Below are 15,330 nucleotides of genomic sequence, written 5' to 3' on the forward strand. Positions count from 1 at the left end.
GCAGTTGGCCGCCTTCGTGCACGCGCGCGGCGCGCGCTTCAACGTCGTCGACCTGGGCCCGGCGGACGGCGTGCCGCTGGTGATGCTGCACGGGCTGTTCACCGGCAGCGCCGCGTCCTGGTTCTTCACCGTCGCCCCGGCGCTGGCCCGCACCCGTCCGGTACGGCTTCCGGACTGGCGCGGGCACGGGCTGAGCGAGCGCACCCCGTCCGGCTACGGCACCGCCGACATGGCCGCCGACCTGGCGGCGCTGACCGCCGGCCTGCCGCCGTTCGCGCTGGCGGGGCACAGCTACGGCGCCGCGGTCGCGGTCCGGTTCGCGCTCGACCACCCGGGACGCGTGACCCGGCTGGCGCTGATCGATCCGCCGTTCGCGGGGGCCCTGGCCTCCGTGCCGGGGATGCGCGAGTCGGGGCGGCGGAGCCGGGTGCGCGCGCTGGTCGAGCACACCCGGGTCCTGGACGAGGTCGCCGCCGAGCCGCCCGTCACCGCCGACGTGCTGGCCGGGCTGGAGGGCCTGCCGGTGCTGGCGGTCGCCGGCGCGGAGTCGCCGTTCCGCGCGGCCCTGGACCTGGTCGGCCGGGCGCTGCCGGCGGCCCGCTGCCACGTCCTGCCCGGCGGGCACGACGTCCACATCACCGCGCGGCACCTCCTGGCGCCCCTGCTCGAAGACTTCCTGGACAGGGAGGTGCACCGCGCATGCCTGATGTGAGCGCACGCGGCACCCGCTTCCACGTCCAGACGCTCGACCCGTGCGACGGCGCGGGGGACGCGCCCGTCGTGGTGTTCGTCCACGGCCTGGTCGTGGACAACCTGTCGAGCTTCTATTACACGCTCGCCGGGCCCGTCGCCGCCGCCGGGGTCAGGGCCGTCCTGTACGACCTGCGCGGGCACGGGCTCTCCGGGCGCACCCCTACCGGGTACGGGGTCGCCGACCAGGCCGACGACCTGTTCGCCGTGCTCGACGCGCTGGGGCACCGGGGCCCGGTCCACCTGGTGGCCAACAGCTTCGGCGGCGTCATCGCGCTGAACGCGGCGCTGGCACGGCCCGGCCGGGTCGCCGGGCTGGTGCTGGTCGAGGCGTACGGGCCCGCCGAGCGTCCCGCGGAGTGGACCGAGCACATGCTCAACACCCTCGGCAAGTCGGCGCTGGTCCTGGAGTACGACCGGCTGGCCGACCAGCTCCTGTCGATCGGCTGGCGGCGGCACGGCCGGCAGGCCGCCACGGCGGACGCGCTCGTCAACGGCACCAGCCTGCTGGACGACCTGGCGGCCGTCGACCCCGTCCCGCCCGGCGCGCTCGCGGCGCTGGCGTGCCCGGTGCTCGCGGTGTACGGCGAGCACTCCGATGTGGGGGAGGCCGGGCGGCTGCTGCTGCGCGCCGCACCCGACTGCACGTTGCACATCCTGGCGGGCCACGCGCACAGCGTGCTGACCGAAGGCACCGCCGAGCTTCTGGAGGTCATGTTGCCCTGGCTGTCCGACCACGCGGGCACGAGGATCCCCGCCCCCCGGCGTTCGCTGCTGAGCATGGGCGGTGCGCGGTGAGCGGGCGCAGGATGAAGGTGCCGTCGCTGCTGAACGCCGACGGCAAGGTCGCCCGTCCGGCGCCCGAGGCGGCGGAGGACGGCGCGCGGCGCCGCTTCCTGTTCGCAGTGCCGCCGCTGACCGGGCACGTGAACCCCACGGTGGCGGTGGGCGCGGAACTGGCCCGGCGCGGGCACAAGGTCGCCTGGGTGGGCCAGCGGTCGGTCCTCGAACGGCTGCTGCGCCGCGGTTCGCAGATCTTCACGGCGGAGGACGAGGCGTTCGCCGCCCGGCTGGAGCAGGCCCGGCACGAGTGGGTGCGCCTGCGCGGGCCGGCGGCGCTGCGGTTCCTGTGGGAGGAGTTCATCGTCCCGCTCGGGCACGCGATGATGCCCGGCGTTGAGGCCGCGATCGGCCGGTTCCACCCGGACGTGGTGATCTCCGACCAGCAGGTGCTGGCCGCCCCGGTCGCGGCCCGGCTGCGCGGGCTGCCCTGGGCCACCTGCGCGACCACCTCCGCCGAGCTGGCCCGGCCGCTGGCGGGCATGCCGCTGGTCGAGGAGTGGATCCGCGAGCTCATCGGCGGGTTCCAGCTCGACCACGGCATCGACGACCTGCTCGACCTGCGGTTCTCCGACCATCTGGTGCTGGTGTTCAGCACCGGCGCGCTGATCGGCGACATCTCGTTCTTCCCCGGGCACTTCGCGTTCGTCGGGCCCGCGCTGCGCCGGCCGGCGGCGGGCGACTTCCCGTGGCACTGGCTGGACGAGGGCGGCGGCCGCCCGGCGGTGCTGGTCTCGCTCGGCACGATCGACGGCCCGGCGGGCGAGCGGTTCTTCCGGGCCGCCGCCGACGCGGTGCGGGACATGGGCGTGCGCGCGGTGTTCGCCGCGCCCCCGGCGGCGCTGCCCGACCCGCCGCCGAACGTGCTGGTCCGCGAGCACGTCCCGCAGATGGCGCTGCTGAAGCGGATGTCGGCGGTGGTCTCGCACGGCGGCCACAACACCGTGTGCGAGGCGCTGGCGCACGGGCTGCCGCTGGTCGTCGCGCCGATCCGGGCGGACCAGCCGGTCGTCGCCCGGCAGGTGGTGGGCGCGGGCGCGGGGATCACCGTCCGGTACGGCCGGGTCGGTGCGGGCGAGCTGCGGTCCGCGCTGGGCTCGGTGCTGGGGAACGCCGCGTACCGGGAGGCCGCCGTCCGCGTGGGCGAGTCGTTCGCGGCCGCGGGGGGCGCGGCACACGCCGCCGACCGCCTGGAGAAGCTGGCGTGACCGTGGGCGCGGCCGCCGTCGTTCCGGGGGAGCCGGGGCCGTGGCTGCCGCTCCTCGTCGGCGCCGGCGTTCTGCTGAACGCGTTGCGCCTGCGTGGCCGGGTCGCCTCCCTGCCGCGCGTCTCCCCGGCCGGGCGGGACGAGCCCTTGCGCTGGGGCACCGGCAGCCGCGAGCCGGAGGGGCCGTATGGCCCGTACGAACTGCTCACCGCGGAGAAGGCCGTGCTGAGCGGCCAAGTGAGGCGGGCCGCACTCGCCCATGCGCGCGCTCACGATCTGCAAATCCTCGACTTGATTCCTGCGGATCTGCCCGTGGAAAGGGCACTGGACCTGGCTCGCAACCTCGACCTCAAGAAACACCGGGACGACTCCCTCGCCACGGGGTGCGGCGCAGGGTTCGCCACGGTCGTGGCAGGCGATGTGCTGGGACGGGCAGAGGTTCAACCCGGTCCCTTGGGGTCGGCTGACTACGGAGCCGTCACGGCCCGGCTGCGGCAGTATGCGCAACCGCGTCGCCAAGGCAAGGGCTTCGCCGCGGACCTGGCGGTCGTTTCGTGCCGCACCACCCCGCGCGCATCCGGCTCCGCTGCGCGCAGGGCATGGTTGGGCGGTCTCGGGGTGCCGATCCTGCCGACCCTGGGCGGGTCGATGCTGGGCTACGTCCTGGTGTGGCTCGCCTTGGCAGGCAACGTCACCTGGGGCGCGTTCGCGGTGGCGGCCTATTGCGCCACGCCGTACGTCGTTTTCGTCAAGACGCCGCTCACGCCGCGCGATCTGCATCGGTCGGTATTGCTGCGTCTCGTGCAGACCCCTTGGAACTGGTGGCAGACCCTACGCGCTCCCAAGACCGGAGGGCAGCAGGAAAGGGCGCGGCAGACCGCACAAGCCCGGGAGTACTACAGGGTCGAACTCATCGGCGGCACGTCGCGCTTCTTCGACGTGCCCAGGGATGACTGCCCCTGGTGCGGCGGGAAGTCCCTGGACAAGCATCTGACCAGCCGGGACGTGGTCCAGGGCAAGCCAGGCCGCTTCACCCTCGACCGCTGTTCCGAATGTGGCCACATCTTCCAGAACCCGCGGCTCAACAAGGCGGGCCTTGAGTTCTACTACCGCGACGCGTACGACGGCTTGGGCGCTGAGGCCAGCGAGCTGCTTTTCGCCACCCAGGGCGACTCGTACCGAGCGCGCGCGGAGCTGGCCGCCGTGAACCTGGGCCCACGCACATGGCTGGACGTCGGAGCCGGCCACGGCCACTTCTGCCGTGCCGCCAAGACGATCCTCCCCGAGACCGTCTTCGACGGCCTCGATCTGGGAGCGGGCGTCGAGGCGGGCGTGCGCAGGGGCTGGCTGCGGCGCGCCTACCGGGGCCGTCTCCCCGAACTGGTGGACGAACTGGCCGGCCGGTACGACATCGTCAGCATGCACCACTACCTGGAGCACACGCCCGACCCGTTCCGCGAGCTCGACGCGGCCGTCAAGATCCTCGGGTCCGGCGGCCATCTGCTGATCGAGCTGCCCGACCCCGAGTCCCGCGTCGCGCGGCTGCTCGGCCGCTTCTGGGGCTCCTGGCTCCAGCCGCAGCACCTGCACATGATCCCGATCGGCAATCTCGAACAGGCCCTGGCGGCGCGCGGGATGCGGATCGTGGCACGTGAACGGCGGCGCGCCCGCCAGCGCCACGACCTGGCCTTCTCGGTGCTCACGACGCTGACCGCGTGCGCGCCGTCCCCCGCCCGCCCCTGGGCGCCGCCCGTAGGCCGCCACCGGCTCGCCCGTCCCGCCGGACGCGCGCTGCGCGCGGCCGGCGTCGCCTGCGCCGGACCGCTTCTGGCCACGGCCCTGCTGCTGGACCGCACGCTGCTGCCGCTGGTTCCCCGGACGAGCAACGCCTACCGCCTCCTGGCACGAAAGGACGAAGGGTGATCAGCACGATCGATTCGCGGGCCGCCGCCGAACCGGCCGCCGCACCGGACGCACGGATCACCGCGTACGTGTTCGAGCGGATCTTCGGGCACGGCCCCGGCCGCGTGCGGCACGTCCCCGGAACCCTGACCCTCCTCAACAGCGGCCCTGCCCACACCGGGCGGGCCAACGCGGGGCGCGCCCTGACGGTGGCCATCCCCTGGGGCGCGATCGTCGCGCTGGGGGCGGGCCCTCTCGACCTCTACTCGATGAACCACCACGCCGACCGCCACACAGAAGGCGTGCCTCCCGGGTGGGCCGTCCCGGCCCTCGCAGCCCTGCACGCCCACGGCGTGTACGCGGCCCAGATGGTGGTGAACCGCGAGCTGCCGGTCGAGACCGGGCTTCCCAACGGGGCGGAGACGTTCTGCGCGGTGTCCCAGGCCCTGCAGGACCTCCACGGGCTTCCCGCACTGCGCGAGGCCGACGGAGACCGTCCCGCCTACATGACGGCCCTGCACGCCCAACGAGGCAAGGCGCTGATCGTCAACGGCATCGGGCCGGTGGAGCACGTCCCCTGCGACCTGGTCGCGGCGGGTCTGCGTTTCCTCATCATCGAGGCCGGCGTCCGCGGGTCCGTCCCGGCGGCGAGGTGCCATCGGCTCCTGGTGGACACGGCCGCGGCCGCACTCCGGGCTCGTGACCTGAACTCCTTCGGGACCCTCCTGGACCGGGGGCACGTACGGGGACAGCGGGCCCTCGACCTCGCCCTCGACTCCGCCCGCGAGGCCGGGGCGCTGGGCGGGCTGGTCGTCGGCCGCTGCGCCGTCGCGCTGGTCCCCGTGACCGCCGTCCACCGCGTACGGAAGAGCGTGAAGGCGAGCCTCGCGGGTCTGGCCCGCCGCCCGCCCCGCTTCCTGACCGCCGTCCCGGCGGGCCGTTGAAAGGCGATGAGATGAAGGCGATCAGAGCTTGGGCTTGAACGGGCGCCGGTACGCGGGGTCGTCGGGCTGGGCCAGGCCGTGCAGCGCCGTCTCCACCAGCTCGATGCCCTGGAGCTGGGTCACCAGGCGCCCGCCCTCCCGGCGGTAGGTGTCGAGCACGGCCTCGATCCCGTGCGGCGGGACGACCTCGCCCAGATCGACCCGGGCCGTGCGGAACCCCTCCCTGGCCGCCTCCAGGGACGCGTTCACATGCTGCCGGGCCATCCTGGCCAGCGTCACCGGGTAGCGCCGCAGCACCCCGTACCGGCGGTATTCGGGCGGCACGAGTTCGAGCAGCCAGGCCACCGCGGTGTCCTCGAAACGCTCGGCGCCCGGCGGGTGGACCTGGGACGGCCAGCCGGGCGGTACGTACGTGCTCACATCCTCACGATAACCCGGACTCGAACTCCTGTTCGATGCGGCGAGGTCATACGTTCCTTACCGGCGCTACGAGGACTGCCCGGGCTCGGGCGGTCCCGGCGCCGGAGACCGCCGGATGCGGATCTTGCCCGACTGCAGGTCGTCCCGCGCGGCGGTGTCGCCGGCCTGCTCGTGGTCGTCCTGGCGGCGCGTCTTCTGCGCCTCCTGCTCCTCCATCTTGACCTTCTTGGAGCCCTCGAACGCCGAGGCCAGATCCTCGAACATGCCCCCGCCGAACCCGGCACCGGTCTCGCCGTCCCCGCGGATCGCGCCCATCAGGGACGTCTTGCCGGTGCCCTCCTGGGGCCATTCGACGACCTCCGGCTCGGTCGACGGCTTGGCGGTGCCCATGGCACGGCCCTTGACGCGCTTGCGGCGACGGAAGGGTGACTTCACACGAACTCCAACGCGATGGAACTCCGAATTTATCCCGCCGATCGCCCACGGGTCCGCGGAGACCTCACACGATAGCCGGTGCCCCCGGAACGCGCCCCCGCCTGGTTTCCGGTCGCGGCGGCGTCCCGAAAACCGCGCGGCGCGCCGTTCCGACCCACGTGGGCGACTCGGCTGGAGCGGTCCGAGCCGGTAGCCTGCGGGACGTGCGCCTATCCCATGTCATCGCGGTCCTCGAGGAGCTCTATCCGCCGTCCTGGGCCGAGCCGTGGGACGCCGTCGGGCTGGTCTGCGGCGACCCCGACCAGGAGGTCGGCCGCGTGCTGTTCGCGGTCGACCCCGTCGCCGCCGTCCTGGACGAGGCCCTCGAATGGGGCGCCGACCTCGTGGTCACCCACCATCCGCTGCTGCTGCGCGGGGTCACCAGCGTCGCCGCCACCACGCCCAAGGGCCGGCTCGTCCACCGGATGATCAGCAACGGGGTGGCGCTCTACACCGCCCACACCAACGCCGACGTGGCCGATCCCGGCGTCTCCGACGCGCTGGCCCGCGCGGTCGGCCTGAGCGGAGAGCTGCGCCCGCTGGCCCCCACCGCTCCACGCCACGGGCTCGGCCGGAGCGGAGAGCTGCCCGAGCCAATGGCGCCGGCCGCCGCCGACCCGCGCCGCGGCCTCGGCCGGATCGGCGCGCTGCCCGCGCCGATGACGCTGCGCGACTTCACCGCACGCGCCGCGTCCGGGCTGCCCGCCACCGCCTGGGGCGTCCGGGCGGCCGGCGATCCCGAGCGCATCGTCCACACCGTCGCGGTCTGCGGCGGCGCGGGCGACTCGCTGCTCGACACCGCGCGCGCCGCCGGGGTGGACGTCTACCTCACCGCCGACCTGCGCCACCATCCCGCCTCGGAGTTCGCCGAGCACGACGGCCCCGCGCTCGTCGACGCCGCGCACTGGGCCACCGAATGGCCCTGGCTCGCCGACGCCGAGCACCGGCTCGCCGGCGGCGTCCCGCGGGAGGCGGCGCCCAAGCTGGAGACCCGGGTCTCCGCGCTCGTCACCGACGCGTGGCGCCTGCACGACGCCTCTCCGGCGGCCGGTCCCCAGACCCCCGGGCCCGCGCCCGAAGCAAGCGAAGGAGCAAAGTGAAAGCCGCACCGCAAGCCCAGCTTCGCCTGATCGACCTCCAGGAGCTCGACAGCACGCTGGACCGGCTGGCGCACCGCCGCCGCACCCTGCCCGAGCTGGCCGAGGTCGACCGGCTCGAGGGCCGGCTGACCGAGCTGCGCGACGCGATCGTCGCGGCCGAGACCGAGGTCGGCGATCTGGACCGGGAGCAGCGGAAGGCCGAGCAGGACGTCGAGCAGGTCCGGGCCCGGGCGGAACGCGACCAGAAGCGGCTGGACTCCGGCCAGGTGGCCTCCGCCAAGGACCTGAGCGGGCTGCAGACCGAGATCGCCTCGCTCCAGCGCCGCCAGTCCGACCTGGAGGAGGTCGTGCTGGAGATCATGGAGCGCCGCGAGGAGGCCGAGTCCAAGGTCTCCGGGCTGCGCGAGGAGCGCGCCGCGGCGCAGACCGAGCACGACACCCTCGCCCAGCGCCGCGACACCGCGCGCAAGGAGATCGACGAGGAGTCCGGCACCACCACCGCGGCCCGCGCCGCGGTCGCCAAGGACGTCCCCGCGGACCTGCAGGCCCTCTACGAGAAGCTGCGCGGCCAGTTCGGCGGCGTCGGCGCCGCCAAGCTCTACCGGGGCGCCTGCCAGGGCTGCCATCTGGCCCTCAACACCGTCGACCTGAACCGCATCCGGGCGGCCGCCGAGGACGAGGTGATCCGCTGCGAGGAGTGCCGCCGCGTCCTCGTCCGCACCCCCGAGTCGGGCCTGTGAGCCGCAAGCTCGTCGTCGAGGCCGACGGCGGCTCGCGCGGCAACCCCGGGCCCGCCGGGTACGGGGCGCTGGTCCGCGACGCGCTCACCGGCGAGGTGCTGGCCGAGGTCGCCGAGGCCATCGGGCGCGCCACCAACAACGTGGCCGAGTACCGCGGCCTGATCGCCGGGCTGCGCGCCGCCGCCGGCCTCGACCCGTCCGCCCGGGTCGAGGTGCGGATGGACTCCAAGCTGGTCGTCGAGCAGATGTCCGGCCGCTGGAAGATCAAGCACCCGGACATGGTGCCGCTGGCCCTGGAGGCGCGCGAGCTGGCGTCGTCGCTGGGCTCGGTCGCCTACACCTGGGTGCCGCGGGCCCGCAACGCGCACGCCGACCGGCTCGCCAACGAGGCCATGGACGCCGCCGCCCGCGGCGAGGAGTGGAGCCGCGAGGAGGAGGACGACCCGGCCCCGGTCTGGTCCGAGGCCACCGGCACGCCCACGACCACGCTCCTGCTCCGCCACGGCGAGACCCGGCTGTCGGTCGAGAAGCGCTTCGCCGGGACCGGTGACGTCCCGCTGACCGAGGGCGGCCTGGCCCAGGCCCGGGCCGCCGCGCACGCCCTCAAGGGCCGCGGCGTCGACGCGGTCGTCACCTCCCCGCTCGACCGCTGCCGCGCCACCGCGGCCGAGGTCGCCGCCGCCACCGGCGCCGCCGTCCGGGTCGAGGACGGCTTCCGGGAGACCGACTTCGGCGACTGGGAGGGCCTCACCTTCGCCGAGGCCGACCAGCGCTGGCCCGCCGAGCTGAAGGCATGGCTGGCCGACCCCGGTGCCGCCCCGCCCGGCGGCGAGAGCTTCACCAGCGTCTCCCGCCGCGTCCGCACCGCCCTCGACAAGGTCAAGGTCCGCCACCGGCACCAGACCGTCGTGGTCGTCTCGCACGTCACCCCGATCAAGCTCCTGGTGAAGGAGGCGCTCGGCGCCCCGATGGCCTCCCTCTTCCGGATGCGGCTGGACGTGGCGTCGCTGTCGTCGATCGACTGGTACGACGACGGCCCGGCCTCCCTGCGCTCGTTCAACGACACCCACCATCTGCTCTGACCGCTATCCTGGGCGGTACGGCGGACGAGCCGGCCGGACGGCCGCGTCGAGGCGATGCCTCGCCGAGGAAGGTCCGGGCTCCACAGGGCAGGGTGGTCGGTAACGCCGACCCGGGGCGACCCGCGGGAAAGTGCCACAGAAAACAGACCGCCACCGCTCGGTGGTAAGGGTGAAACGGTGAGGTAAGAGCTCACCGGCGCCCACGGTGACGTGGGCGGCCAGGTAAACCCCACCCGGAGCAAGGTCAAGAAGGGGTGCCTCCGGGCACCCCGCGCAGGTGCCCGAGGGCGGCCCGCCCGAGCCTGCGGGTAGACCGCTGGAGGCCGTCGGCAACGGCGGCCCGAGATGGATGGCCGTCCCCCGCCGCAAGGCGGGGACAAAACCCGGCCTACAGGCCGACTCGTCCGCCTTCCACCCGCCCGCCGCACGCGATCCGGTTACGGGTCCGGCCGCGCGGCTCTGTTCGCTGGAGGCGTGACGGGAAGGGTTCCGGTGGCGCGGCCCGGCGGGCAGAGTGGCCGCCATGAGGCTGCTGATCTTGGGTGGGACGGAGTTCGTCGGGCGCGCCTACCTGGAAGCGGGGCTGGCGCGCGGCTGGGAGGTCAGCGTCCTCAACCGCGGGACGCACCCCGTGCCCCGGGGCGTGACCGCGCTACGCGGCGATCGCGGTGTTCCGGGCGGGCTCGCCGCGATCGAACGGGGCGAGTGGGACATCGTCGTCGACACCTGGTCGTGGGCCCCGTCGGCCGTGCGGGACGCGGCGGAGGCCCTTCGGGAGCGGTCGGGCCGCTATGTCTACGTGTCCAGCCGTTCGGTGTACGCCGCCCCGACCGAGGCGGGCGCCGACGAGAGCGCACGCGTGGTCGAAGGATCGCCCGACGCCGAGGACGCCGCGGACTACGCGCGCACCAAGCGCGGCGGAGAGCTCGCCGCCGAACGGCATTTCGGTGACCGGGCGCTCCTGCTCAGGGCGGGATTGGTCCTCGGACCGCACGAGAACATCGGACGCCTTCCCTGGTGGCTCCGGCGAATCGCGCGCGGCGGCCCTGTGCTGGCGCCCGGCCCGCGCGATCTGGGATTGCAGTACATCGATGCCCGGGACCTGGCCTCCTGGAGTCTGGACGCGGCCGAGAAAGGGCTCGGCGGTCCGTACAACGTCATTTCCCGGCCCGGGTTCGCGACCATGCGGGAATTGCTGGAGGCGTGCGTCCGGGTCACCGCTTCGGACGCCGAACTCCGCTGGGTCGAGCCCGGCCCGATCCTCGCGGCCGGAATCGAGCCCTGGCAGGATCTGCCGATCTGGCTGCCGCCGGGCGAGGACCACGACATGATGCACCGCGCGGACGTCTCGAAGGCGCTCGCGGCCGGTCTGGCATGCCGTCCGGTCGGTGAGACCGTGGCGGACACCTGGGCCTGGCTGCGGGGCATCGGGGGAGTGCCGCCGCAGCGTCCCGACCGTCCTCAGGTGGGGCTGGACCCCGAGGTGGAGGCGTCGGTGCTCTGATCCCAGAACGCCTTCACCTCCCGCCAGGGGAAGCGGGGCCCGGGATCGATCCGCCGGCGGACCGTCCGGCCCGCGTCGTCGGCGGCGGTGACCAAGGCCTGGTCGAGATCGCTGTGCCGTACCAGTTCGCGTAGTGCGGGAAACTCCTGCCGAAGACCCTGCAGGACCATCTTCAAAGCCTCGACCTGTGCCGCGGGGAACTCCTCGTCCGGCACCTGGAAGCGCGAATGGAAATGGTCGGGATAGCGGCCGCGATTGACCAGCTCTATGCCGATGGATCGGGAGTTGTGGCCGCGTACGTGCGCGGCCACACGGTCGGCCGGGACGAATTGGTGGACGCCGCCGTCCCGGTCGATGTAAAGATGCCCGCAAACCCGGTCGCCGTTCTCCGCCAGCTCCCGGGCCGTCTCCAGATCGGGCGTCTCGGTCGCGTGCAGGACCACGGTGGTGACCTCTTCGCGGTTCCGTCCAGGCAGCTCCCGCCACCAGCTGACCGGCCGCTCGTCCATCGGCACCTCCGTCTAGATGATCTCGGTTGTGTCCCTGGAACCGCCTGTTGGGGCGGAATGGAGAAATTCTCTGTACTCGGTGTCATGCGACACAAACGATCCTCGCCGCGGCGCCTACCTTCCAAGTAGAGCCGATCGACTTGGGGAGATCGGCGGGTGACGCGGGGTGCCGGGACCGGCCCCGCGGAGAGGAGCACCGATGTTCATCGCGGTGACCGCGGTCGCACTCATCGGGTTGCTGGCGTCGCTGGTTTATCTGGTGGAGTTCGCGAAGGCCAGCCGGGGCGACGCACTGTTCCTTCCGGCGTCCACGGGGAGTGCGCGCAGGGCGCGCCGAGTGACCGGAATGTACGCGCGCGGGAGCGTGCTCGACCTCTACGACGACTACGACCACGGGAACGACGATCATCTCGTCGGGCACTGACCGGTCATGGGCCGCCGGCGGGGACGGCCCATGGCGGCGGTCAGGTGAAGGCGCGGGCGTCGCCGTCGGGGGCCCCGTCCGGAACCGGGACGAAGGCCTCCGCGGCGGGGTCGAGGACATGGACCTTGGCGGTCTCGAGATCCAGGTAGAGGCCGACCAGCTCGACCGCGCCGGCCTCCACCCGGTCGCGGAGCCAGGGATAGGTGAGCAGGTTGTCGAGTTGCTGCATCACGTTGATCTGGCAGAGCCGGGTCAGGGGAGGCTTGTCGCCGGTGGGCTCGGTGGCCAGGAAACGGGCCAGGCTGTGATTGCCGTGCCGCAGCCAGCGCGACAGGCTCCGCAGATGATCGACCTCGCCGCCCCCCGCCAGCAGCGCCGCCATGGCGCCGCAGTTGGAGTGGCCGCAGACGGTGATCGTCCGGATGCCGAGCACCTCGGTGGCGTACTCGACGGTCGCGGCGACCGAGTCGTCGCGGGTGCGGGACCCGAACCGCGGGATCATGTTGCCGACGTTGCGGTTGATGAACAGGTCGCCCGGGCCGCTGGCGGTGATGATGTTGGGCACCACCCGCGAGTCCACGCAGGTGATGAACAGATGCTCCGGCTTCTGCTCGAACGCCAGCTCCGCCATGATCGGGCGGACCAGCCGGGCGGTGCGGCCGTGGTACTCGCGGACCCCGTCGAGCAGGACCGCGCTCGGCGACACCTCCGGGGCGTCCAGTTCGGAGATTTCAGACCGCCGCCGTCGATTCGCCCATGGGGCCCACCACCGGGCAGTCGCGGATGATCTACGCGGCGGTGACATATCACCAGTCACGCGTCTTTAATACCAAGATCCAGGGGGCCGCGTCGATGCCGCCCCCTCGTTTCGGGCGCACATGTGCCCGATACCACTCGGAATCGCGCGATCACGGCGTGCTCGGAACGCGGACGAGGCGGGGCCCACCGATATCGGTGGGCCCCGCCTCGTCCGCTGTCGCCGCCCGGCCGGTCAGCGCCGGTAGTCGCGATGGTTCTCCCAGTCGTCCTGCTGGCGGTTCTGGTCGGAGCCCGGGTATGAGGATCCGTACGATCCGCCGCCCGTGTCGGACTGCCCACCCGGCGAACCGGGGTAGCCGCCCTGGGATCCGAAGTAGCCCCCGCCGTACGCCTGGGTGGCGTTGGGGTCGTAGGCCTGCGTGGCGTTGGGGTCGCCGTAGCCGGCCTGCTGGCCCGGGTCGGACTCGGACCCGCTGCTGTAGCTGCTGCCGCTGAAGTCGCCGTAGCGGCCGGTCTCGTTGCCGGCGGGCCCCGAGCCCGGCCCCGGCCCCTGGTCACCGCCGAACGAGCCGTAGGAGTCGCGGCCCGCGCCCAGCGGGTCGTCGTAGCGCGACGAGTCCCCGTACGCGGGCGAGGTCGGGTACCCCTCGCCCTGGCCGGAGCCCCCGTAGCCCGAGCCGGACCCCGACGGCAGCCCGGACAGGCTCTGCGTCGATCCGGCCTGGTCGCCCGAACCCGCGCCTGGGGACGGCCACGGGCCCGTCGAGCCGCCCGAGCCGTACGAGGACGAGGGCGGGGTGGTGCTGCCCAGCGGGTCGCTCAGCGGATCGTTCAGCGGGGAGCCGCCGTACGAGCCGCCCGTGTCGGGCGGCCCTGCGGCGGGGCCGGACGTGCGCTGCCGGTCGTTCTGGATGCGCTGCAGCAGCTCGTCCACCGTCGGCAGCTTGCTGCCGTCGGTGTCGCCCGGGGCACCGCCGCCGCCGAAAGCGCCGCCGGGCGCCGCGGCCGGCTCGGCCGGACGGGGCGGTTCGGCCGGACGGGGCGGTTCGGCCGGACGGGGCGTTTCAGCGTGCGAGCCGAGCCCGGGATCGCCGTAGCCGCGGCCGGGCTGCTCGTCGGTGCGGCCCAGCGGCAGCCCGAGCGGGTCGGACATGCGCGGGTCGCCCGGGGACGGCGGCAGCGGCCGGTCGAAGGCGTCGCGGGATCCGGGCGGCGGGCCCGCGGCGGCGGCCGGACGGCCACCCAGCGGGTCGTTCGTCTCGGAGGGCGACGGAGACCGGTACTGCGGCAGATCGCCACCGCCGTAGGACGGCTCGGGGGCCCCGTAGGACGGCTGGTCGAGCCCGGAACCGGCACCGTACGACGGCGCGGGCGCTTGAGGCGACGGCGGCTGCTCGGGCGCCCCGTAGTCCGCTCCCCGGTAGTCGGAGCCGCCGAAGGGCGCCTGCGGGCCGGTGCCCATGGACTGGCCGGGCGCCTGGCCGAGCGGTTGGCCGAGCGGGTCGAGCATCGGGTCACCGGCCGTGGAGCCGGGGTCGCCGCCGTAGGGACCGCCCAGGCCGGGGTCGCCCCCGTACGGCTGGGACTGCTGGAAAGGCGGCTGCTGCGAGGGCGTCGGCTGCGGGCCGGTCTGGCCGAAGTCACCACCGCCGGGGCCGCCCAGCACGCCGGGGCCGTTCAGGCCGCCGTGGGCGCCGCCGAGCGAACCCTGCGGGTCGGACAGGGAGACCGGCTGGGTCAGCATGGGTTCGGGCGCGCCCGGCATGGGCGGGTCGTTGCGGTGCGCCCCGATCGGGTCGCCCTGCGCGTGCATCGGGTGCTCGTGGACGGGCTCGCCGTGCATCGGCTCCCCGAGCATGGGGTCGTCGGCGCGCGCGTTCAGCGGGTCGGCCGAGGGGTCGACGGCCTCGTCCCCGTGCTTGTCGTGCTGCCAGGGGAACTTGGGCTTGTCGAAGGTGATGGTGGCCCAGTAGTCGTCGTCTTCCATCTCGTCGCTGGCCGGGCCGCTGGGAGCGGGCGGCGCCGGGGCGGGGGTGGGAGCGGCGAGGGGGCCGCCGGCGACGCGGCGGTCGTACTCGGGCTCGGGCTGCACGGGAGCGGGGCCGGGACCGGGAGCGGGGCCTGGGCCAGGCCCGGGAGCGGGGCCGGGACCGGGGGCGTACCCGTCGGCCTCGTAGGGGTCGGCCTCGTAGCCGCCGCCTTCGTAGCCGCCCTCGTACCCGGCGTCGTATCCCGGCCCGTAGCCGTCGTCGGGCACCCGGTCGGCGGACCGGCGGCCACGGGACGGCGGCTGCTGCTCGTCGTCCATCCAGTCATCGTCGTCGTCGCGTCCGGCACGGCTGGCCCGCAGGCCCAAGGCCACCAGGACGACCACCAGCACCACGACCACAATGAGGCCGAAGACCACGATGTAAGTTGTCATGCCACCACCCAATGCCTTGGTCCGGCGAGAGTCGCCAGCGCGGCCCCCGGGCTCGTCCCGATTATCGCCAGCGGCCGGACCCCGGCGGACCTAAACCGAGTCTGGTCGACCGCTATGCCCGTTGTCACACCCTTCGCGCACATCTACCCTCACACGCCGCGCACCGATTGGCCAACCCGGCGCTCGCGCCCGACCCGGCCCACCAGTACGCCCCTTTCGCCTCCGGCCCCCCGAGGGGTCCGCCCTGACCTTG

The 15,330-nt window shown here is 73.8% G+C and carries 15 protein-coding genes and 1 other RNA gene; 11 read left to right on the forward strand and 5 right to left on the reverse strand.

All coding sequences use genetic code 11. The features are described 5' to 3' along the window. Positions 1-4 precede the first annotated feature (4 nt). Genes ABD340_RS12675 through ABD340_RS12695 form a run of 5 tightly spaced genes read left to right on the forward strand, consistent with a single transcriptional unit; the run spans position 5 to position 5,643 of the window. Positions 5-712 carry an alpha/beta fold hydrolase gene (locus ABD340_RS12675; RefSeq protein WP_344589043.1) on the forward strand — a complete coding sequence of 236 codons (708 nt, stop codon included), beginning with the start codon at positions 5-7 and terminating at the stop codon, positions 710-712. Then, positions 700-1,548 (forward strand): alpha/beta fold hydrolase, encoded by an 849-nt coding sequence (locus ABD340_RS12680; protein ID WP_344589045.1) that lies wholly within the window; start codon positions 700-702, stop codon positions 1,546-1,548. The genes ABD340_RS12675 and ABD340_RS12680 overlap by 13 nt, the downstream gene beginning before the upstream one ends. Then, a complete protein-coding gene (locus tag ABD340_RS12685; RefSeq protein ID WP_344589047.1) occupies positions 1,545-2,798 on the forward strand; it encodes a glycosyltransferase in 1,254 nt (417 codons plus the stop codon). Before ABD340_RS12680 ends, ABD340_RS12685 begins: the two co-directional genes overlap by 4 nt. Next, positions 2,795-4,720: a class I SAM-dependent methyltransferase gene (locus tag ABD340_RS12690; protein WP_344589049.1), complete on the forward strand. Its 1,926-nt coding sequence runs from the start codon at positions 2,795-2,797 to the stop codon at positions 4,718-4,720. Before ABD340_RS12685 ends, ABD340_RS12690 begins: the two co-directional genes overlap by 4 nt. After that, a complete protein-coding gene (locus tag ABD340_RS12695; protein ID WP_344589051.1) occupies positions 4,717-5,643 on the forward strand; it encodes a hypothetical protein in 927 nt (308 codons plus the stop codon). The genes ABD340_RS12690 and ABD340_RS12695 overlap by 4 nt, the downstream gene beginning before the upstream one ends. Positions 5,644-5,664: 21 nt before the next feature. Here ABD340_RS12695 and ABD340_RS12700 read toward each other — a convergent pair whose 3' ends face one another. Then, entirely contained in the window at positions 5,665-6,063 is a 399-nt protein-coding gene (locus tag ABD340_RS12700) for a hypothetical protein (RefSeq protein WP_344589052.1), read from the reverse strand. A 66-nt stretch (positions 6,064-6,129) separates the two neighbouring features. Continuing rightward, on the reverse strand, positions 6,130-6,498 hold the full coding sequence (locus ABD340_RS12705; protein ID WP_344589054.1) for a DUF6191 domain-containing protein: 369 nt from the start codon (positions 6,496-6,498) through the stop codon (positions 6,130-6,132). Positions 6,499-6,701: 203 nt separating this feature from the next. Between ABD340_RS12705 and ABD340_RS12710 the strand changes: the two genes are divergently transcribed. From ABD340_RS12710 to ABD340_RS12730, 5 genes are all read left to right on the forward strand, one after another. Then, entirely contained in the window at positions 6,702-7,637 is a 936-nt protein-coding gene (locus ABD340_RS12710) for a Nif3-like dinuclear metal center hexameric protein (RefSeq protein ID WP_344589055.1), read from the forward strand. After that, positions 7,634-8,377: a zinc ribbon domain-containing protein gene (locus ABD340_RS12715; RefSeq protein ID WP_344589056.1), complete on the forward strand. Its 744-nt coding sequence runs from the start codon at positions 7,634-7,636 to the stop codon at positions 8,375-8,377. Before ABD340_RS12710 ends, ABD340_RS12715 begins: the two co-directional genes overlap by 4 nt. After that, complete coding sequence (locus ABD340_RS12720; protein WP_344589057.1) at positions 8,374-9,459, forward strand: bifunctional RNase H/acid phosphatase; 1,086 nt, start codon at positions 8,374-8,376, stop codon at positions 9,457-9,459. The genes ABD340_RS12715 and ABD340_RS12720 overlap by 4 nt, the downstream gene beginning before the upstream one ends. A 25-nt stretch (positions 9,460-9,484) precedes the next feature. After that, positions 9,485-9,866: RNase P RNA component class A (gene rnpB, locus ABD340_RS12725), an RNA gene on the forward strand. Positions 9,867-9,982: 116 nt separating this feature from the next. Next, positions 9,983-10,963 (forward strand): NAD-dependent epimerase/dehydratase family protein, encoded by a 981-nt coding sequence (locus tag ABD340_RS12730; protein ID WP_344589059.1) that lies wholly within the window; start codon positions 9,983-9,985, stop codon positions 10,961-10,963. Here ABD340_RS12730 and ABD340_RS12735 read toward each other — a convergent pair. Next, entirely contained in the window at positions 10,921-11,472 is a 552-nt protein-coding gene (locus tag ABD340_RS12735; protein WP_344589060.1) for an N-acetylmuramoyl-L-alanine amidase, read from the reverse strand. The genes ABD340_RS12730 and ABD340_RS12735 overlap by 43 nt on opposite strands. A gap of 199 nt (positions 11,473-11,671) precedes the next feature. On the opposite strand from ABD340_RS12735, the gene ABD340_RS12740 reads away from it, so the two are divergent. After that, a complete protein-coding gene (locus tag ABD340_RS12740) occupies positions 11,672-11,896 on the forward strand; it encodes a hypothetical protein (protein ID WP_344589061.1) in 225 nt (74 codons plus the stop codon). 40 nt (positions 11,897-11,936) lie between these two features. Here the strand turns inward: ABD340_RS12740 and ABD340_RS12745 are convergent, their stop codons facing one another. Together ABD340_RS12745 and ABD340_RS12750 are read right to left on the reverse strand one after the other, a co-directional pair. After that, complete coding sequence (locus tag ABD340_RS12745) at positions 11,937-12,602, reverse strand: carbonic anhydrase (RefSeq protein WP_344589062.1); 666 nt, start codon at positions 12,600-12,602, stop codon at positions 11,937-11,939. Positions 12,603-12,887: 285 nt separating this feature from the next. Next, positions 12,888-15,077, reverse strand: a complete 2,190-nt coding sequence (locus ABD340_RS12750; RefSeq protein WP_344589063.1) for a hypothetical protein — start codon at positions 15,075-15,077, stop codon at positions 12,888-12,890. Positions 15,078-15,330 lie beyond the last annotated feature (253 nt).

The sequence above is a fragment of the Actinomadura vinacea genome (assembly GCF_039532545.1).
GTDB classification, from domain to species: Bacteria; Actinomycetota; Actinomycetes; order Streptosporangiales; family Streptosporangiaceae; genus Spirillospora; species Spirillospora vinacea.

Excerpts from the sequence above, each read along its gene's own strand:
- ABD340_RS12730 (WP_344589059.1), top strand. The coding sequence starts at position 9,983 with ATGAGGCTGCTGATCTTGGGTGGGACGGAGTTCGTCGGGCGCGCCTAC.
- ABD340_RS12740 (WP_344589061.1), top strand. The coding sequence starts at position 11,672 with ATGTTCATCGCGGTGACCGCGGTCGCACTCATCGGGTTGCTGGCGTCG.
- ABD340_RS12680 (WP_344589045.1), top strand. The coding sequence starts at position 700 with ATGCCTGATGTGAGCGCACGCGGCACCCGCTTCCACGTCCAGACGCTC.
- ABD340_RS12750 (WP_344589063.1), bottom strand. The coding sequence starts at position 15,077 with ATGACAACTTACATCGTGGTCTTCGGCCTCATTGTGGTCGTGGTGCTG.
- ABD340_RS12735 (WP_344589060.1), bottom strand. The coding sequence starts at position 11,472 with ATGGACGAGCGGCCGGTCAGCTGGTGGCGGGAGCTGCCTGGACGGAAC.